The organism is Pontibacterium sinense (assembly GCF_015209595.1).
Taxonomy (GTDB): domain Bacteria; phylum Pseudomonadota; class Gammaproteobacteria; order Pseudomonadales; family Balneatricaceae; genus Pontibacterium; species Pontibacterium sinense.
The window spans coordinates 15,550-34,510 of record NZ_JADEYS010000009.1 but is presented as its reverse complement, the minus strand read 5'-3'; the positions used below and the strand labels follow the sequence as shown (position 1 = coordinate 34,510).

Below are 18,961 nucleotides of genomic sequence, written 5' to 3'. Positions count from 1 at the left end.
GAACATTCGACGAGTATTTCTGATGTTGATTTTACTGACCCTTCTCGTGATCTGTGTCGCCCTGGTTATTGGTATTCCGGTACCTTTTGCTTTTGGTTTGGCGCTGATCTACATGTCTCTGACCGGTGATCATGACCCGGCAGGTTTCCTCACCTCCGGTCACTGGCGCATGAATGTGCTGGTGTTACTGGCGATCCCGCTGTTTATCATGGCGGGTACAATCATGGAACGCGGCAAAATTGCGCAACCGCTGGTAGAACTGGCAGAGCTGTTTGTCGGCCGATTTAAAGGCGGTATTGCCTATTCTGCGGTCGGTGCCAGTGCCATATTCGGTTCCATTGCAGGCAGTGCAACGGCAACGCTGACCTGTATCGGCAGTATCATGATGCCGCAGCTGCGCCGGGCCAATTATCCTGAAGGTTTGTCAGCGGCACTGATTACCAATGCAGCGCCGTTGGGCCTGTTGATTCCCCCCAGTGCGATACAGATTATCTACGCATGGGTTACACGCCAATCAGTACTGAAGTGTTTTTTGGCGACCATCGTACCCGGAATGATACTGATTGCTTTGCTGTGTATTGTGAATTACGTGATGTTGCGCAAATACAAAGACATCAAAGTGCTGCCTAAGTCCGATAACTTTACCGGCGAAGTGGTGAAAAAGAGCCGTTATGCGCTGCCTGCGTTGCTGATGCCTTTTATCATCTTGGGTGGCATCTACGGCGGTATTATGACGCCAACCGAAGCGGCGGGTATCGCTGTGGTATACGCCATTCCGGTGGGTTTCTTTATCTACAAAGGCCTGAACAAATCTAACTTTAAAGAAGCGCTGGTTCAGTCAGCAACCACCACCGGTGTGGTGATGGTGATGTTCTTTATGGTGATGATTGTCAGCCGGCTGCTGATTTTTGAAGACATCCCGGATCTGGCCAAAGATCTGATCTTCTCCGTGTCTGATAACCCGATCATTGTACTAATCATGATCAACGTGGTGATGATCCTGATCGGTATGCTGATGGATGATGTCAGTGGTGTATTGCTGGCGTCGCCATTGCTCTTCCCGATTGTGGTTGAGTTGGGTGTCGATCCGATCCAGTTTGCGGCCATTGTGGGTGTAAATCTGGGTATGGGTAACATCACACCACCGACTGCACCGTTGCTGTACCTTGGTTCTCGGGTCACACAGGTGAGGGTGAGTGCGATGCTGAAGCCAACCCTGATCATGATTTTGTTTGCATGGATTCCGACACTGATTATCACAACCTATGTGCCTGAAGTGTCCCTGTTTCTGCCGGAGCTGTTCTTGGGTTGATCGGTTGGCAGATAAAATAACGGATGCATGGTGTAATGCTGTAACTCCGTACACAAACCCTGTGGATTGGGCTCCACAGGGTTTTTTTCGTTTTTGCACAGTAGAGAAAAACTCCATGAATGGATTAACGCCATCATCACCCGACATACAGGCCATACCGGTGAATGAGTGTCATGAACCGCTGGTGGACCTTACCCAGTGTTCAGATCTGAGAGTCGGGCCTCCACCGGAATGCCCGGAGACAGAACCCGATTATTGCTGGGTTCGGCAGGGTGTGAGGGATCGACTGATTCAAGCGCAGGCGCTTTTACCCGAGGGTATCTATCTACGGTTGTATGAAGGGTATCGCAGCGCGGCAGTGCAACAGATGTTGTTTGTAAATCATCTGGCTCAGGTGAAACAGGATCAACCGGATCTGAGTGACCAGCAGGCGTATGTGACGTCAACACAGTTAGTGTCGGCTCCGAGTCGGCCAGATGGAACGATCAATACGCCGCCACATTCAACCGGTGCCGCAGTGGATGTAGAGCTGGTGGATGAGCGCGGTACAGTGCTGGATTTCGGTATGGAGATTGCGGATTGGAGCCGGGTGCCGCCAACCTTGTGTGAGAGTGACTGCGCGGGGTTGTCTGAGCACGCACAGCATAACCGCCAACACTTGCTGGATGTGATGCAGCGTGTGGGATTTGTGAACTATCCGCAGGAGTGGTGGCACTTCTCCTACGGTGACCAATTCTGGGCGTATATGGTAGGGCAGCCTGTAGCGATCTATGGCCGGGTTAACCGTTAATGATCGATCAGGCCTTCCAGTCACGGGCCAATGCCAGCGAACGGTCCATCGTGTGACTCAACTCTTCCAGCAGAGCGTCTTCAGGCAGAGTGCCCTGATCCGCCAAGTCTTCTAACTTACGCAGGACGTGGCTGGCTCGGGAAAATCCAATCGTATCGCAGGCGCCTGCGAGTTTATGGGCCAGCTGTCCGCAATCGTAGGCATCACCCGCCGCGATACTGTTCTGCAGGCTGGGCCAGAGTTCATCAAATACGTTGCAGAATCCTTTCATCAGCGTTGCGAGCTTGTCCGCGCCCAGCATCTGTAGATGGACCCCCACAATACTCTGATCCAACAGCGGAACATTATTCATATCATCGGCTGGCTCGGTACTGGTTTGGGGTAAAGGGTCGGGCAGTGGAGATAGCCCCATAATAGCGGCGAAAAGCTGCTCTTTTTGTACTGGCTTGGCGATGACGCTGCTGATTCCGGCCTCAAGATAGTTATGGATATCTTCGGGTCTCACGCTGGCAGTCAGCGCAATGATCCGGGTGTGTTGATTGATACAGTCTGGATCATTGGTCAGACGACGGCTGACCTCGATGCCGCTCAGCCCCGGTAGGTGCATATCCATCAGGATCAGATCGAAGCGCTGCTGTTGGCCTAACTCCAGTGCGAGGATTCCGTCTCCGGCAATTGTCACCTTGTGCTGATGCTCTTCCAATAATCCGAGCACAACCTGCTGATTGATCTCCACATCTTCGACCAGAAGGATACGTTGCGGGGTAATTGATCCCTGTATGTTGGCTACTGGCTGAGAGATGGACGGCCCTGAGTCTGCCAGTGATAGCTCTATCTCAAGCCAGAATGTACTACCTTTGCCGGGCTGGCTATTGAGGCCGATTTCCCCGCTCTGATGTTCAGCCAGCTCTTTGCAGATCGCCAGTCCTAAACCTGTACCACCAAAACGGCGGGTGATGGTCTCGTCGGCCTGAGTGAAACGGTCAAAAATATGCTCTTGTAGCTCCGGTTCAATACCAATGCCGGAGTCGGAAATTTCAAAACGTAGTTTCTGGCATGTGGCTGTCTGTTCGATACAGCGCACGCGCAACTGGACGGCTCCCCGATCGGTAAATTTAATCGCATTGGCGAGCAGATTGGTCAGAATCTGGCGAAGGCTGCTCTCTTCGGCCAGACAAAGATCGGCTACATCATCGGCATAATCTAATGTCAGATTTAGTTTCTTGCGATCTGCTTCCGGTGACAGCAAGGTCGTGAGGTTGTGCAGCAAATTATGCAGGGAAAAGCGGGTGGGACTGACGCTGTATGCGCCTTCCACCAAACGCCCGTATTCCAGCACGTTGTTAAAGGTTTCCAGCAGGGCATTGGTGGAATCGTGCAACACCCGTATATATTCGCGCTGCTTGGCGTCCAGCTCGCTGCTTTCCAGTAGCTGGATCATCCCCAGCATTCCGTTCATTGGGGTGCGGATCTCATGGCTCATGGTCGAGAGGAAACGTGACTTAGCGTTGCTGGCTTCCTCGGCGGCTTCTTTCGCCGTTTGCAGGCTCAACGTCCGTCGTTCAACCATCTCTTGCAGCTGGTCACGGTTATAGCGCAACCGTTGTTCTTGCTGTTCGCGGCGGGCGATATCGAGGCGAATCGACTGACGCATATCGTTCAATGCGGTAACCAGCTGATCCAGTTCATCACGTTTTTTCGGTGACTGGCGGCTGAGTTGCAGGCTGTGTTCCAGCTCTCCTGCCCCTATGTTACGGCTGTAGTTGGCCATCGCTTCTAGGTGGCGGGTGATCTGGCGCTGAAAGATCACCAGAATCACTAAAACGATCAGTAACACCAGCAGGGTCTGATTTAAGAAAACACTAAAACTACGCTTGAGAATACGGGTGTTGATGGCGTGCAGGTCAAAACTGACATCCAGGCGCCCAAGGGTACGCAGTGTTTGCTGCGTACTATGCACCAGTTCAAAGCTGTGGGTCTGCACGCGGTGATCCGGTGAGGGAAGGGTTAAACCTTCGATGTTCACGTCTTTGCTGTCCAGTGACAGATAGGCCACATCGGGCAGGTTCTGAATCCCCTTGAGCTGCAATTCGATCTGGCCCTGATCCAGGTCCCAGAGGCTTTTCGCAAGACTGGCGAGGTAACTGCTGCGGATCAGCTCGATCTGTTGATCAATGGCTTTATGCTCGCGTCGGTAATCGAGCGTGAGCTGTAATGCGGTTGAGAGCAGGATAAAAAGAAAGCTACAGGCGCACACATACACCATCACCCGATATCCCAGTGGGTGTTCGCTGGAATAGCGGGCTATTTTAGGCAGCAGTCCTTTTGGTCCTTTCATATGTGATCAGTCACCTTTGATTGAGATGTTCGGGGGCATCGAGATATTTAAGGCTGTAGCGATCGGTGAGCCGTTTGATCGTGCCGTCCTGATGCATCTCTTGCAGACGATTATTGATAAAGGGCAGGTGCTTTTTCAGGTCGCTCTGGTGACCCACGGCCAGATAATAAAACTCGATACTGACACGGTAGTCCAGTGGCATCACCTGTTCATGAAAGCCCATTTTCCGGCTCTGTAAGCGGCCACTTAACAAACCCACCGGCATAAAATCGATCCGCCGACGGGCAAGCTTTTCAAAATTCTGCCGGTTGCGTGATACATGCTCGATACGGGTGTTTTCCTGTAGAAAGCGGTCGAACTGCTCACCGAAGCTGTCTCCCAGCAGTAACCCCGCTGTTTTACTACGCAGATCGCCCAGCCCTGTAAAACTGATCGGCGTCTGTCGATTCACAAACAGTGCGACGGGGTCGGCAATAACCGGTTCCTGACTGAACCATAGATACTGCTCGCGGCTCGGAATGCGATAGGCCGCGACCACAACATCGACATTACCCAGCTGCACTTCCAGCAAGCAACGTTTCCAGTTGTAGTTGGCGCTGAGCTGAACGTGGTAACCCAGCTCAGCAAACAGTTGACGGGTCACTGCCGGTGCCAGCCCGATGAGCTGATCTCCCTGCGCCCAGGATACGGGTGGATAGAACGGATGGCCGCAGGCGGTGAGAGATCGGGCGTTGCTGGCAGGGGCGTAGATGAAAACGAAAGCCAGCAGCGTGAGCACTGCCAGCCGAATGCCTCTCATGCCATATCCACGGGTTTGGGGGTAAACAGGTATCCGGCCCCGTGTACGGTGAGGATGGTTTTAGGGTTGGCGGGATCATCGCCCAGCTTACGGCGCAGACGGCCGATCAGCACATCCACCGTGCGATCGCTCGGTACCCATTCCCGGTTGCGAATCTGTTCCAGAATCTCTTCACGGGTCATGACGCGCCCTGCATGGATCATTAGCGTATTCAGCAGCTGGAACTCACCTTCGGTCAGCTGTATCGCTTGCTGTTGCTCGTCAATCAATTGGCGGCGGTCCAGATTCAGTTTCCAACGCTCAAAGGATTTAAAGGTGTGGGGCAGGGAGTCGGTGGGTTTGGCGTGACTGCAATGGCGGACGCGTCGCACCAGATTTTTGGTACGTGCCAGAATCTCACGGGGATTAAACGGCTTGGTGACATAGTCATCCGCGCCACACTCCAGACCGATCAGGCGATCCACCTCATCCAGACGGCCGGTGACCAGAATAATGCCGACTTCGGTATGCACGCGCAGTTCGCGGGTCAGGGTTAAACCGTCTTTTCCGGGCAAACGGATATCCAACAGCACCACGTCAATCGCTTCGCTGCTGAGAATGGCTTCTGCCTGTTCAGCGGTATCTGCCGTGAAAACGGTATAGCCTTCCTCCTTGAAATAGCTACTGAGGCACTCGCGAGTCAGTGCTTCGTCATCGACCACTAGTATTTTAGAGTCTGTATTCATCGGATATTGATCCGTACGACCTGAAGTTATTGTTATTATATGCAGCGCACTCGAGGTACGCGCTCTGTCCCTAAACCTAGTGTGTTGCCTACCCCTTTGGCAAGCTTCATTTACATCGTGTTTACAACCTTTTACAGCTTCGAACGTATGGCAAGGTATATACGGCATCGTATTGAGTCTGTGAATTGATCAAGACCCTGTAGGGTCGGATTTATCCGACTGGCAGCCTAAAGGGCTGCGCTGCATCTGTTCGGTGTGGTGTATTTCTGGTTCCCACGGTCCTCCGTGGGAATCCATATGGAAGTTATCGGTTAGCTGAATGGTAATAACCGCTGTATGCATTCCCACGCGGGAGCGTGGGAACGAGATGATCCTCGGCCGGGTGTGTGGGGTTGTCGCGTTGAGGCTGTGGCGCGGGGTTGCTTCTGGTTACCACGGTCCTCCGTGGGAATCCATATGGAAGTTATGGTTAGCTGAATGGTAATAACCGCTGTGTGCATTCCCACGCGGGAGCGTGGGAACGAAGCAGCCCCGGTTTGTATTGCCGTGTGTGGGGCGCGCGTTAAGGCTGTGGTACAGGGTCGTTTCTGGTTCCCACGGTCCTCCGTGGGAATCCATATGGAAGTCATCGGATAGCTGGGTGGTAATAACCGCTGTATGCATTCCCACGCGGGAGCATGGGAACGAGGTAGTCGATCAGACCCTGTAGGGTCGGATTTATCCGACCGGCAGCCTAAAGCGCTGCCCTACATCTGATCGCACAAGTTTTGTTACACCGTAATTGAGGTGGCGGAATGTCTGGTTCCCATACTTCTGGTTACCATGGTCCTCCGTGGGAACCCATACGGACGTTTTCAGTAGGCTGGGTGGTATGTCGCCGCTGTATGCATTCCCACGTGGGAACGAGGTAGTCGATCAAGACCCTGTAGGGTCGGATTTATCCGACCGGCAGCCTAACGGGCTGCGCTGCATCTGATCGCACAAGTGTTGCTACACCGTAATTGAGGTGGCGGAATGTCTGGTTCCCATATTTCTGGTTCCTATGGTCCTCCGTGGGAACCCATACGGAAGTCATCGGTAGGCCGGGTGATATGTCGCCGTTGTATGCATTCCCACGCGGGAGCGTGGGAACGAGGTAATCGATCAAGACCCTGTATTTCTGGTTCCCATGGTCCTCCGTGGGAACCCATACGGACGTTTTCAGTAGGCTGGGTGATATGTCGCCGCTGTATGCATTCCCACGCGGGAGCATGGGAACGAGGTAGTCGATCAAGACCCTGTAGGGTCGGATTTATCCGACCGGCAGCCTAAAGGGCAGCCCTACATCTGATCGCACAGGTTTTGCTACACCGTAATTGAAGTGGAGAAATTACAGGCAAAAAAACGCCCTCACAGGGAGGGCGCATGGCGAAATCCAATCAACGGACGCAAATGATAGGTGTGGGTTGGTGTTGTTACGGACCTCCCCACAGATGGAACTCTTGCTTGTTGGTACTTATCGACGCGTTGGCTTAACGGCCACCGGCGCCTTGGCGGGAAGCTTCGCTGTTTTCAACCAGCACGCCAGCACCCAGACGATTGATCTCTGCCCAGAGTTCATCGTCAATTTCTACACCGTGTTCAACGGTTAAGTCTTTATTCTTCGCAACCTGCTCAGCGCTGATGTAACGGGCTTCGCTGTTGCCACGAGACTCCTGCAGGGACGAGGTCAGGTCAACACGGGAGCTGCAGATAATGGTCAGTGCTTGCGCATCGACTTCACTGGTTTCCAGGCTGGTAGTCGCTTCGCTGTAGCTTGGGTAGCGTTGACCCGCCTTGATTGCAGCGGTGTGTTCGGTCACTTTCTGGCTGCCGTTCTGCCAGTATGCTGCCACGCTGATGCCGCGACGACCGCAGTCTGTCAGGGCTTTCAGGATGAACATACGGTTATGACAGTTGTGTACGGTTACGGTGGCGATACCGCTTTCCAGCGCTTTCGCGTGGGCCAGATCAACCGACGCAGCGATGCAGTTCAGTGCACTGCGACCGTGGCTGTCGATGATCGCAGATGTGCTGTCTTCATAGACAACGCTGCCCAGTGGTTTTTCCCGATCCTGATCGATGTAAGGCAGCGCACGCTGCAGTTCACCCAGACCGTTCAAACCGTGTTTTTCCAGCCACAGAATCATGTTGGCGGCATCTTCGTAGTTACCCACGAAGTAACCGGTCGCTTCAAAGCAGCGGCGCAGAGCAGCTTTCAGTTCATTCATAGAAATATTCATTGTGCTTCTCCTTACTGCTTTGGCGACAGTGGCATGAACCAGTCATCGTTAAAAGTTTGTCCGATATCTTCCAGCAGTGGTGCGCCCTGGAACATCGTGTTACGTACCCACAGACGGGAACGTGGATCAAACTTGCTCACACCAAAGAATGCCAGCTTGCAGCGCAGCAAGTGCATCGGCAGGATATTGCGATCCAGCAGGTTCGCCTGAATATCACCGTAGATGCAGCGATTCATGCTCTGGATACGACGCACGATACCGCGCATCTTCGGACGGGCCACCATAAAGCGGGCGGTGGTGTGGTCCGGGTGTTCCTGCATGTATTCGCTCAGCTGGTCGTAGCACTTGCGCACTGCGTAACCGACACCCAGCGCCATCTGTTTGTTCTTCGCTTCAGCATCCGCCACGCTGCCCAGACGCGGTTCCATCTTCTCTTCGGAACGGTACCAGCAGGTTTCACGTGCGCCTTCGGCATCAAAATCGATATCCAAAGCCCAGTCGTAGCGGGTTTCGATCACAGACTTCAGCGTCTGCAACGGCATCAGCGGGTCCAGATCCAAAAACTCTTCAGCGGAGTGATACTCTTCCAGATCATCAACCAGCTCTGGATACAGCTCCAGCATGATGGAAACCAGCATCTCCTGACCTTGTACGGAGCAGTGTTCTTCACTCCAGTTCAGCAGGGCATTCCAGTCATTGAAGTCGCTGTCGATGTACGCTTTGAGCGCGTCCAGATCTTTCAGTACCAGCTGATTGTTGTTGGTCTGCCACTCATCTTCAGTGATGGTTTCAGCGGTATGCAGTGCGCAACGCTCGATCAGTTCGTCGAGTCCCTGACGGGTGCGGTTATTGATGTTACCCAGTACACGGATGCGGGCCAGTGCCAACTCGCGCATCTCGATCCACTGATTGATCAGCAGCGGGTGGTTCACCAGATACGGCGCCATACCCAGACCGGTAGAGTTACCGATACCGAAGTAACGCTTGATATCCGCGTCCATCGGCTGGAAAGTCTCTGGGGATTTGTGACGTGCAATATGTTCCGCCTGAGTCAGGCTGAAGTTACGCAGCATCAGGCAGACAAACATCTCGCCAGCAAACGGGCGGGCGAAATCTTTATGTTTGGTACGGACTTTTTCCCAGTCAGCCATGCCCAGTTTGCCGCTGCCGTATACAGCAGTGGTGCGGTACAGATAACCGACCTTGGCAATCTTTTCGACATCCGGCTGCTCACCTTGAGACAGCTGATCAACAACGTAGTCAAAGTTACGCGCACTGCGGTTGGCACGGGAGAGGACAAACACACGTGCATCAACGCGACCAGCTTCCTGTTTAGGCACATTCTGGCGCAGTTTTTCCAGATAGATATCGTCGACAGAACCTTCTACCAACGCCATCGTGAGATCCCACTTAGTGGCGATTACGCGGTCGTTGCGCTCTTCTGGTGACAGATAGTCGGAGAACAATACAAAGCTGAACAGGCCGTGGGGTGCATGCACCTCATACACGACGGTGCCATAGCCATCATTATCCAGCTCGAAACGAGCAGGCTCAATCTGCCAGCGCTCACGCATGATACGGCGTACCAATGTACGCATAAAACTCAGGCGGCTCTGGTGCAGAGCACCGAGGCGTTCCAGATCCATGACCTGACTGGCTGGACGCAGTGGCAGTGCATTATCACCCCTCAACGAGGTTTGGATAGCTGCAGGCGTTGTCATTATTATGATCCTCTTTTGCTACACATCTTTATAGTTTCTTGGGACCGGCGTTGCTTATCCGGCAGCAGCATAGATGTGTTGGAAACCGACGTACTCTGTATCTCTGCTGGTTTCGCATTTAATTATTGTCTGCAGAGAGAGCCACACCCGTATGGTTAATCATTAACGCTTTTTCGGGTGCTAACAAATCAAGGCATTCATTTCGACGCCCATGACCATCGCCGACAACCACCTTGGCCGATTGCCTGCGACCGTTTTATCTTGGGCCAAAGGTTTATCCGCACACAAATCAAAAGGTTATATCGCGTGATAAGTGAACCTTATCAAAGTAGTGAAAAGTATTATTTTTTCTATGGTTATGAGCGGTTTGGGTGAGTGGGTCGGATAGCGATTATTTTGGAAGGGTGATTGGCGGTGTCGAGATTTAAGGGTTTAAGGGGCGTTGGGGCGGTGTGGTTAGGGTGTAGGTGTGTTGTTGGGAATCGCTGTGCTCGTCCCAACCTACGATGTGGTGAGGTGGTCGACTGTGTGTGTTGGGAATCGCTGCGCTCGTCCCAACCTACGGGAGCTCCGGAGATTGGGACTGTGTAGGTTGGGACGAGCAACGCGATTCCCAACACCTATCGGCCAAATCAATCGACTTACTCCGACTGCTGGGCATGCTCCAAAATAAACTTCACCAACGAATCCGCTGCAGGTGTGAGCGACTTGTTGCTCATCTGCACGATACCGATCTGGCGGATCACGCTAGGAGAGGTCAACGGGATGAACTTCAGCTTGGTGCTTTCTTCAGGAAAGGCAAACCACGGCAGGGTGGTGATACCCATACCCGCTTCCAGCATCGCGACGAGCGAGATCATGTTGGAGATATAGAACTGTGAATCGCCCAGCAAAGGTTCCGCTTCGGTATCTTGCAACAGGCGAGACGTACCGTTACTGATCAGGCGGTGTTCGCGCAGCGTTTCCCAATGCAATGTTTTGCGACGGGCCAACGGATGATCAACACGGCATACCACGCCGATCTGATCTTCCCATATCGGTGTAAAGGTTTTGTCGCTGTGCTCATGCGCGTGCCACAAGCTGGCGATACCAAAATCCACCTGCTGGTTTTCCACCATATTGAGTACGGCACCTGCATTATCGTCATAGAAGCTGATATGCAGGTCAGGGGCGTTCTCGATAAATTTGGAAAGAATCTCCGGCAACATACGGCTTGCAATCGAGGGTACTGACGCCAGACGCAGGTGACCGGTTTTATGATTGGCCATCAACGTCATATCTTGCGCAATGCGATCATGATGGGCGATCAGTTCTTTCGCCTGCGGCATAAAGTGTTTACCGAAGGGCGTCAGCTCCGCATTGGCCGCTTTTGCATTGCGCTTCTCAAACAGGGATTCCCCCAGTTTGTTCTCCAGATCCTTAATCGATAACGAAATAGCAGGCTGGGTGCGATGCGCTTTTTCGGCGGCGGCATGAAATCCCTTTAACTCAGCAACCCATACGAAGTGTCTCAGCTGGGCGATTTTCAGTTCAGGCAACATGGCGACTCTCTCCTGAATATGCGTAATTTCATGTTGTTACGTCTGGTGATAAATAAACCTTATCGCCAAATATTATTTATTAATTTTTATTATTAAAACATGCGCCATAAGATGAATCCATCAACTTTGTGGAGGTAAACATGTCTGAATCAGTTTTTCGTAATTACATCGCAGGTGAGTGGGTAGAAGGTTCCGGTACCGTGGCAAACATCAGCCCGGCCGACACCAGCGACGTCATTGGTCACTACGCGCAGGCTGATAAAGCGCAGACTGAAGCAGCAATTGCTGCTGCCATCCAGGGTCAGGAAGAATGGCAGAAGAGTGGTCTGGAACAGCGCTACTCTGTGCTGATGGCAATCGGTGACGAGCTGATCGCCCGTAAAGACGAGCTGGGTGAAATCCTGGCACGTGAAGAAGGTAAAACACTGGCTGAAGGCGTGGGTGAAACTTACCGCTCCGGTCAGTTCTTCCACTACTACGCGGCTGAAGTCCTGCGTCAGATGGGTGAAACAGCCGACTCTGTACGTCCGGGTGTTGAAATCGAAACACGCCGTGAGCCTGTTGGTGTTGTTGGCATCATCACTCCGTGGAACTTCCCGACTGCAACCGGCGCTTGGAAAATTGCTCCAGCACTGGCATTCGGTAACGCGATTGTTTGGAAACCAGCAAACCAGGTCCCTGCATCTGCATGGGCACTGACTGAGATCATCTCCCGTCAGGGTCTGCCTGCTGGCACGTTCAACCTGGTCATGGGCCCTGGCTCTCAGGTGGGCGATGTGATGATCAACTCCCGCGACATCAACGCACTGACATTCACCGGTTCTCTTGAAACAGGTCGTAAAGTGGCAGCCGCTACTGCAGTGAATCTGGTTAAGTGTCAGCTGGAAATGGGCAGCAAGAACGCGCTGATCGTTCTGGATGATGCGGATCTGGACAACGCAGTTGAGTGCGCTGTCGGTGGTGCATTCGGTGGTACCGGTCAGAAATGTACTGCATCTTCCCGTTTGATCGTGACTGAAGGCATCCATGATCGTTTCGTTGAAGCGATGGTTGCTCGCATGCAGAAACTGGTTGTCGGTCATCCGCTGAAAGAAGGCGTTCACATCGGTGCTGTTGCTGACGCGCGTCAGATGGAACAGAACCTGGAATATCTGGAGCTGGCTAAGAAAGAAGGCGGCAACCTGATCTGCGGCGGTGAAGTGCTGAACGAAGAGAAAGAAGGCTACTACATGCAGCCAGCTCTGTTCACAGAAACCACCAACGATATGACGATCAACCGTGAAGAAGCGTTCGCGCCAATCGCGTGCATCATCAAGGTTAAAGACTACGAAGAAGCACTGGCGACTCTGAACGACACCAACTTCGGTCTGACTGGCGGTATCTGCACAGAATCCCTGAAGTACGCAACTGACTTTAAACGTCGTGCGAAAACCGGTTGTGCAATGGTGAACCTGCCAACAGCGGGTACTGATTACCACGTACCGTTTGGCGGTCGTAAAGATTCCAGCTTCGGTCCACGCGAACAGGGCACGTACGCGAAAGAGTTCTACACCGTTGTGAAAACCACCTACATCCGTGCGTAACCGGAGCAGGCCTATGAACCAAAATCTGCATAAAGACCTGATCGTTGTCGACGGTCTCCAGTATTCCAACTGGAACCGTCAGATCTTCGAACAGCTGCGCGAAGGTGGGGTAACGATGGTGCATGTCACCATCGTATACCACGAGCAGATTCGCGAGACCTTGCTGCGTATTGCGGAGTGGAACCGTCACTTCGAGTACAACAGCGATCTGATCATGCCAATCAAGAGCACGGCGGATATCCGTCTGGCGAAAGAGTTGGGCAAAGTAGGCATCATGTTCGGCGCGCAGAACTGCTCGCCGATCGAAGATGACATCGGCATGGTTGAGGTGATGCGCGAGCTGAACCTGATGATCATGCAGCTCACCTACAACAACCAGAGCCTGCTGGCCTGCGGTTGTTACGAAGCGGAAGACAGTGGTGTTACCCGCTTCGGTAAACAGGTGATTCAAGAGATGAACCGCGTTGGCATGGTGGTGGACATGAGCCACAGCGGCGAACGTAGCACGCTGGATGCGATTGAGCTGTCGGAACGTCCGATTGTGATCTCCCACGCGAATCCTACCAGCTTCCACGCGGCGAAACGTAACAAGTCTGACACGGTGCTGAAGGCATTGGGTGAGTCTGGCGGCCTGTTGGGCTTCAGTCTTTATCCGTTCCACCTGAAGAACGGATCAGATTGCACGCTGGATGATTTCTGCGACATGGTGGCCAGCACGGCTGACCTGATGGGCATAGATCATATCGGCATCGGGACTGACCTGTGTCAGGACCAGCCACTGTCTGTCCTCGAATGGATGCGAAACGGACGTTGGTCGAAAGAGAAAGATTACGGTGAAGGTTCCAAGTCCAATGCGGACTGGCCAAGCCCACTGTCATGGTTCCGTGACAGCCGGGATTTTCCAAACATCACAGCGGGACTGCAAGCACGCGGTTTCAGTGATGAGGATGTGGCTAAGGTGATGGGCCTGAACTGGGTGAACTATCTGGATGAAGCACTGAGGCCACAGCGCTAATCCAACCCTGAACTACTCACTACATTCGAATGGAAAACCACACAGCATCTCTGGTGCACCGGATAGCTGTGTGGGTTCCGAAGCACTCTGACTGAGAAATCATAAATATAAGAGCCCCGTCAGGAGACTAATATGAATACAACGACACAGGCACCGACTTCTAATCAGGAGCTGCAGATGCCAGACAAAAAATCACTGCTGGCAGGGGTGGATCTTCCCGTCTTCCTGATCAGTGGAGGTGTGCTCGCGCTGTTCGCCGCGTTTGCTCTGTACGACATCGAACTGGTGTCCGGTTGGGTAAACACTGCGTTCGCCTCTTCGACGAAGATGTTCGGCGCATACTGGCAGATTCTGTTGCTGCTGACCTTTATTATCGGCCTGTTTCTGGCTGTTGGCCGCACCGGTGCGGTTGTTCTGGGTGGTATCAAAACACCTGAGATCACCACCTTCCAGTGGATCTCCATCATCATGTGTACCTTACTTGCAGGTGGTGGTGTGTTCTGGGCGGCGGCTGAACCGATGGCTCACTTCACGTCTCCGCCGCCGTTGTTTGCGGGCGAGGGTGCTGAAACCGGTACTGCACAGGCAGCGTATAACGCACTGGCACAGAGCTTCATGCACTGGGGTTTCCTGGCATGGGCGATTCTGGGCAGCCTGACAGGTATCGTCTTCATGTACCTGCACTATGAAAAAGGCCTGCCGCTGAAGCCGCGTACACTGCTGTACCCAGTATTTGGTGACCGCGTCATGAAAGGCCCGCTGGGTGCAATTGTTGATTCCAGCTGTGTATTGGCGGTTGTGGCCGGTACGGTCGGCCCGATCGGTTTCCTGGGTCTGCAGGTGAGCTTTGGTCTGGAAAAACTGTTTGGTATCCCGAATACCTACGGCACTCAGGTAGCGATTCTTATCGGTCTGATCGGTATCTACACGCTGTCTGCTGTAAGCGGTGTTAACCGTGGTATCCAGATTCTGAGTCGTGCCAACGTCATTCTGGCGGTGGGTCTGATGGCATTCATTCTGGTGTTTGGCCCAACCGCCTTCATCATCGACGGTTACCTGCACTCTTTCGGTATCTACGTTAAAGAGTTCATCCCGATGGCTACCTTCCGTGCAAATACGGGCTGGTTGGACTGGTGGACTGTGTTCTTCTGGGGTTGGTTCCTGGGTTACGGCCCGCTGATGGCGATGTTCGTAGCACGTATCTCCCGTGGCCGTACGATCCGTGAAATGGTCCTGCTGATCTCTGTTGTTGCACCGATCATCACCTGCTTCTGGTTCACTATCGTCGGTGGTGCGGGTCTGTCATTCGAACTGGCTAACCCGGGTGTTATCTCCGAGCCGTTCACTGGCTTTAACCTGCCAGCTGCACTCTTGGCGATCACTGAACAGCTGCCGATGGGCTTCCTGATCTCTGTACTGTTCCTGATCCTGACGACGATCTTTGTTGCGACCACCGGTGACTCCATGACCTACGCGGTATCCATGGTAATGACCGGTACCGATCACCCGCAGTCTGGTGTGCGTGTGTTCTGGGGCATCATGATGGGTGTGATGGCTGCACTGCTTATCTCCATCGGTTCCGGTGGTATCTCAGCGCTACAGTCCTTCATTGTTGTGACCGCTGTACCGGTATCTCTGGTACTGCTGCCATCACTTTGGACCGCACCACAGATCGCCAACAAAATGGCAAAAGAGCAGGGCCTGTAATCAGCGCCTGACGCTCAACCTATCGCAGCTGCGCCAAACGCCCTGACGGGGCAGGTAGCTGCGATAGGTGATTCATTCCTTCTTTTTATTGTTAGATAAACGTTGAACACTCCTATGAAAAAAGCAGTTAAGACCGAACTTTTTGCATCTAAAGCGCCACTGGAATGGGCGATCATCGCTAACGGCACTTTGTCTACCGCACAGATCCCTATCGATGCTGAAGGTAACGTAGTCGAGGGCGGTATCGAAGCTCAGGCACGTCAGACGATGGACAACTTCAAGCACACCATCGAAGCCGCTGAGCTGACCATGGATGATGTGACACAGGTCCTGATCTACGTAACTGATCGTTCTCAGTTGCCTGTGTTCAACAAGGTATACGCAGAATACTTCGAAGCACCGTATCCAAACCGCGCAGCGATGATCGTTGCCGGTCTGGCACGTGAAGAGATGTTGTGTGAAGTCGTTGCTTACGCAGCGGTGCCACAGAGCTAATTTCAGGAATTGTCCCTTTTTCTGAGATGGTTGTTTCACGAATTGTCCCTACTCGTGAAACCAAGAGCCGGCCTAGTGCCGGTTTTTTGCGTTTTGGAGGTGGGGATATTTGAAAGTGGGTAGACGTAACTGGCGGGGCGACGAGCAGCAATCAGCTAAGTCCTTCCATCACGCCCTTTACCGCAATAGCTGCGGTGTTGATCCAATACCTAGTCTAGAAACCACACCTGAATGCACGTCTCAACAGTCGTAGGGATGCGCAACACTTCGCCCAAAAATTACACCTGATTTTTTTCGTTGAACTCTGAGCCAGAGCTATGTCAGGATAGTGTATCAATTTGATGCATTTCCCCGGATGGGAATCGAAGAGACGTTAAGGAAAACGTATGCATATCATCGTATTACCCTTCCTTTCTTCCCAAACCTTCCTCGGGGATATATATCAAACTGACGCGTTTAAACACGTCAAATTGACGTCTATTTAGCTGTTATAGCTCTATTTAAATAAGGATGTTCACGTTGAGAAAGCTGTTATTACTAGCTTTAGTTGTTGCCGCTGGGTGGCAGTACTACCAAAAGTCTACAAACACCCCTAACCCCGTTTATGCTGAGCCATTACGGGAGCAGGCGGTGGAATCCGTACGTTATACCCCAGATCCACAGTTCTCATGCGATGGGCGTCAGCACTGCAGTCAAATGACCTCACGTGCAGAGGCAGTGTATTTCATTAACCATTGCCCTAATACCAAAATGGACGGTGATCGTGATGGTGTGCCTTGTGAAAACGACTCCCGTTTTTAGCGTATGAGCTATAACAAGGCACGCCACAATCGCCCGCGAGCGGGCTGGACTCGTCGCTTCGCTCCTCGCCTGTGCGCTGAGCGTTATGTTTCAGGGAGAGTTAAGTGCCATATAGGATGAACGAAAAACAGTTCGACGCAGTCTTGGCGCTTGATAGCTTCGATAGATACGGCCACTTCGTAAGTAAGGTCGCAGACTGGGAACAGCTGTGGGGTGTCAAAAGTGATGAGGGCTGGCTCGTTCCTGCAGCTCCAGAAGAGTTTGAATACTTTCCATTGTGGCCGCATCCTGAATACGCACAGAAAATCGCAGATGAAAATTTTCCTGGCCACAGTGCAACAGAAATAGGTCTCGGGGAATTACTTGATCACTGGTTGCCACTACTCGAACAAGACCAAGCTAAAGTGGCCGTGTTTCCAAACAAAGAATGGACATTTTGGTGTATTGAACCACACGATTTAAAAGAAGAGCTATTAAATGAAATGGCAAAATACGAGTAATTAGCTGTTATTAGTCATCAGGCATCGAGTATTGAAAAGTAAAATAGTCATTGGATTTCTTTCTCTGCTGATAATCGGCTATATCAGTTTACGAGCATTGATCTATTTCTTTGATGGAGTGGATTACGATATATCGTCAAGCAAAAGATCACCTGATGGTCGCCATCTCATTACAGAGATACAGTCAATGAGCGAAGGGTCTCATGCCCCATATGGACAACATCTGGTTTTTTCTTGGAGGCCTGTGAACACCCCAGATAAAGGCTATGTGATATTTGCCGGATATTGTGATGATCTTACATACTCATGGATCTCTGATATCGAAATTACCATTTCATGTAGTGGTTCAGGCGAACAAAAGGTAAGGTCTCGTGCAGTCAATGCATATGGAATTCAAATCAACTATGAGTAAACTCATAACAAGTTTAGGCAATCGGACAAATTACTCCGCCTTCGGCTCCGTAATTTTCCGTTGCTAAAGGCGTTATGCATCCGAGTTAATGAGGTAAATATTGAATGAAGTCATTTTCGAATCGGTTCGGATATCAGGAGGTGGCAGAAGCAGAAATTTCTATTCGAGAAGATGCTCCAGAAGGTTTTCGCGGTTTCTTAGTTCAGCTTGCATATGATAATGGGTTTGATCCTAATAAATTAAGAGACTTGACATGTCGTGTTCTTAGAGTAAGACCTGATCCAAATAACTGGAGTATGTACCCCAATATCGATAATGAAGTTAGAGAATTAATCGATAATTGCAAGTGGTATAAGGTATATGATCTTTATGAACGATTGCTGGAAGTGATGTCTTTCAACACATATGACTATGATATTGACGCTGTCGAAATAGAAATAAACGAGTATTTGGTGGAAAACGGTATTGGCTGGAAAGTAGTTGAGGGATTGTTTGAGTTTCGAGGGCCTGATTCCTTTGAGAAAATTGTTAAATCCTCTCAAAAGATAGAGGAAGAGTCTGGGCATTTAACGGCAAGTAAAGAGTTACATGAAGCAATTAGAGACCTATCCCGTCGGCCTTCCCCAGACAACACGGGCGCTATCCAGCACGCAATGGCATCTCTTGAATGTGTTGCGAGAGAAATTGTTGGCGACCCCAAATCGAATCTTGGACATATCATGAAGCGCGTTGATAACCTGATCCCCCCTCCACTAGATGACGCTGTTGTGAAGGCATGGGGTTACGCTTCAGAAAATGGTCGCCATATACGTGAAGGCCGTGAGCCAACAGAAGCAGAAGCCGAACTTATAGTTGGATTATGTGCTTCAGTCGGCAACTACCTTGTACGAAAAAGTGCATAACAAGCGGCTGTTGTCGCCACTACGTGGCTGGGACTGCCTTTTCGCTGCTTCGCAGCAAC

At 51.8% G+C, this 18,961-nt stretch carries 15 protein-coding genes; 9 read left to right on the top strand and 6 right to left on the bottom strand.

Going from position 1 to position 18,961, the window contains the following annotated elements:
• Positions 1–22 precede the first annotated feature (22 nt).
• Positions 23–1,312, top strand: coding sequence for a TRAP transporter large permease (locus IOQ59_RS10260; protein ID WP_193953198.1), 1,290 nt, complete (start codon positions 23–25; stop codon positions 1,310–1,312).
• 115 nt (positions 1,313–1,427) lie between these two features.
• A complete protein-coding gene (locus tag IOQ59_RS10255) occupies positions 1,428–2,102 on the top strand; it encodes a M15 family metallopeptidase (RefSeq protein WP_193953197.1) in 675 nt (224 codons plus the stop codon).
• A 7-nt stretch (positions 2,103–2,109) separates the two neighbouring features.
• Here the strand turns inward: IOQ59_RS10255 and IOQ59_RS10250 are convergent, their stop codons facing one another.
• The 6 genes from IOQ59_RS10250 to IOQ59_RS10225 form a co-directional block, all read right to left on the bottom strand.
• Positions 2,110–4,440 (bottom strand): ATP-binding protein, encoded by a 2,331-nt coding sequence (locus IOQ59_RS10250; protein WP_193953196.1) that lies wholly within the window; start codon positions 4,438–4,440, stop codon positions 2,110–2,112.
• Between the two features lie 10 nt (positions 4,441–4,450).
• On the bottom strand, positions 4,451–5,239 hold the full coding sequence (locus IOQ59_RS10245; protein WP_193953195.1) for a substrate-binding periplasmic protein: 789 nt from the start codon (positions 5,237–5,239) through the stop codon (positions 4,451–4,453).
• Positions 5,236–5,964 (bottom strand): response regulator, encoded by a 729-nt coding sequence (locus tag IOQ59_RS10240; RefSeq protein WP_193953194.1) that lies wholly within the window; start codon positions 5,962–5,964, stop codon positions 5,236–5,238. The genes IOQ59_RS10245 and IOQ59_RS10240 overlap by 4 nt, the downstream gene beginning before the upstream one ends.
• Positions 5,965–7,475: 1,511 nt before the next feature.
• Positions 7,476–8,225 (bottom strand): DUF3726 domain-containing protein, encoded by a 750-nt coding sequence (locus IOQ59_RS10235; RefSeq protein WP_193953193.1) that lies wholly within the window; start codon positions 8,223–8,225, stop codon positions 7,476–7,478.
• Between the two features lie 11 nt (positions 8,226–8,236).
• Entirely contained in the window at positions 8,237–9,946 is a 1,710-nt protein-coding gene (locus tag IOQ59_RS10230) for a hypothetical protein (RefSeq protein ID WP_193953192.1), read from the bottom strand.
• A gap of 641 nt (positions 9,947–10,587) precedes the next feature.
• Positions 10,588–11,487, bottom strand: a complete 900-nt coding sequence (locus IOQ59_RS10225; RefSeq protein WP_193953191.1) for a LysR family transcriptional regulator — start codon at positions 11,485–11,487, stop codon at positions 10,588–10,590.
• A 140-nt stretch (positions 11,488–11,627) separates the two neighbouring features.
• On the opposite strand from IOQ59_RS10225, the gene IOQ59_RS10220 reads away from it, so the two are divergent.
• From IOQ59_RS10220 to IOQ59_RS10190, 7 genes are all read left to right on the top strand, one after another.
• On the top strand, positions 11,628–13,070 hold the full coding sequence (locus tag IOQ59_RS10220; RefSeq protein WP_193953190.1) for an aldehyde dehydrogenase family protein: 1,443 nt from the start codon (positions 11,628–11,630) through the stop codon (positions 13,068–13,070).
• A 13-nt stretch (positions 13,071–13,083) separates the two neighbouring features.
• Positions 13,084–14,085, top strand: a complete 1,002-nt coding sequence (locus IOQ59_RS10215; RefSeq protein ID WP_228050831.1) for a dipeptidase — start codon at positions 13,084–13,086, stop codon at positions 14,083–14,085.
• Between the two features lie 132 nt (positions 14,086–14,217).
• Positions 14,218–15,792 (top strand): BCCT family transporter, encoded by a 1,575-nt coding sequence (locus tag IOQ59_RS10210; RefSeq protein WP_193953189.1) that lies wholly within the window; start codon positions 14,218–14,220, stop codon positions 15,790–15,792.
• 114 nt (positions 15,793–15,906) lie between these two features.
• Positions 15,907–16,287 carry a RidA family protein gene (locus tag IOQ59_RS10205; RefSeq protein ID WP_193953188.1) on the top strand — a complete coding sequence of 127 codons (381 nt, stop codon included), beginning with the start codon at positions 15,907–15,909 and terminating at the stop codon, positions 16,285–16,287.
• 519 nt (positions 16,288–16,806) lie between these two features.
• Positions 16,807–17,088 carry an excalibur calcium-binding domain-containing protein gene (locus IOQ59_RS10200; RefSeq protein WP_228050830.1) on the top strand — a complete coding sequence of 94 codons (282 nt, stop codon included), beginning with the start codon at positions 16,807–16,809 and terminating at the stop codon, positions 17,086–17,088.
• A gap of 116 nt (positions 17,089–17,204) precedes the next feature.
• Positions 17,205–17,588, top strand: coding sequence for a DUF2750 domain-containing protein (locus IOQ59_RS10195; protein WP_193953186.1), 384 nt, complete (start codon positions 17,205–17,207; stop codon positions 17,586–17,588).
• A gap of 516 nt (positions 17,589–18,104) precedes the next feature.
• On the top strand, positions 18,105–18,902 hold the full coding sequence (locus tag IOQ59_RS10190) for an AbiJ-NTD4 domain-containing protein (protein WP_193953185.1): 798 nt from the start codon (positions 18,105–18,107) through the stop codon (positions 18,900–18,902).
• Positions 18,903–18,961 lie beyond the last annotated feature (59 nt).

Excerpts from the sequence above, each read along its gene's own strand:
- IOQ59_RS10260 (WP_193953198.1), top strand. The coding sequence starts at position 23 with ATGTTGATTTTACTGACCCTTCTCGTGATCTGTGTCGCCCTGGTTATT.
- IOQ59_RS10255 (WP_193953197.1), top strand. The coding sequence starts at position 1,428 with ATGAATGGATTAACGCCATCATCACCCGACATACAGGCCATACCGGTG.
- IOQ59_RS10250 (WP_193953196.1), bottom strand. The coding sequence starts at position 4,440 with ATGAAAGGACCAAAAGGACTGCTGCCTAAAATAGCCCGCTATTCCAGC.
- IOQ59_RS10245 (WP_193953195.1), bottom strand. The coding sequence starts at position 5,239 with ATGAGAGGCATTCGGCTGGCAGTGCTCACGCTGCTGGCTTTCGTTTTC.
- IOQ59_RS10240 (WP_193953194.1), bottom strand. The coding sequence starts at position 5,964 with ATGAATACAGACTCTAAAATACTAGTGGTCGATGACGAAGCACTGACT.
- IOQ59_RS10235 (WP_193953193.1), bottom strand. The coding sequence starts at position 8,225 with ATGAATATTTCTATGAATGAACTGAAAGCTGCTCTGCGCCGCTGCTTT.
- IOQ59_RS10230 (WP_193953192.1), bottom strand. The coding sequence starts at position 9,946 with ATGACAACGCCTGCAGCTATCCAAACCTCGTTGAGGGGTGATAATGCA.
- IOQ59_RS10225 (WP_193953191.1), bottom strand. The coding sequence starts at position 11,487 with ATGTTGCCTGAACTGAAAATCGCCCAGCTGAGACACTTCGTATGGGTT.
- IOQ59_RS10220 (WP_193953190.1), top strand. The coding sequence starts at position 11,628 with ATGTCTGAATCAGTTTTTCGTAATTACATCGCAGGTGAGTGGGTAGAA.
- IOQ59_RS10215 (WP_228050831.1), top strand. The coding sequence starts at position 13,084 with ATGAACCAAAATCTGCATAAAGACCTGATCGTTGTCGACGGTCTCCAG.
- IOQ59_RS10210 (WP_193953189.1), top strand. The coding sequence starts at position 14,218 with ATGAATACAACGACACAGGCACCGACTTCTAATCAGGAGCTGCAGATG.
- IOQ59_RS10205 (WP_193953188.1), top strand. The coding sequence starts at position 15,907 with ATGAAAAAAGCAGTTAAGACCGAACTTTTTGCATCTAAAGCGCCACTG.
- IOQ59_RS10195 (WP_193953186.1), top strand. The coding sequence starts at position 17,205 with ATGAACGAAAAACAGTTCGACGCAGTCTTGGCGCTTGATAGCTTCGAT.
- IOQ59_RS10190 (WP_193953185.1), top strand. The coding sequence starts at position 18,105 with ATGAAGTCATTTTCGAATCGGTTCGGATATCAGGAGGTGGCAGAAGCA.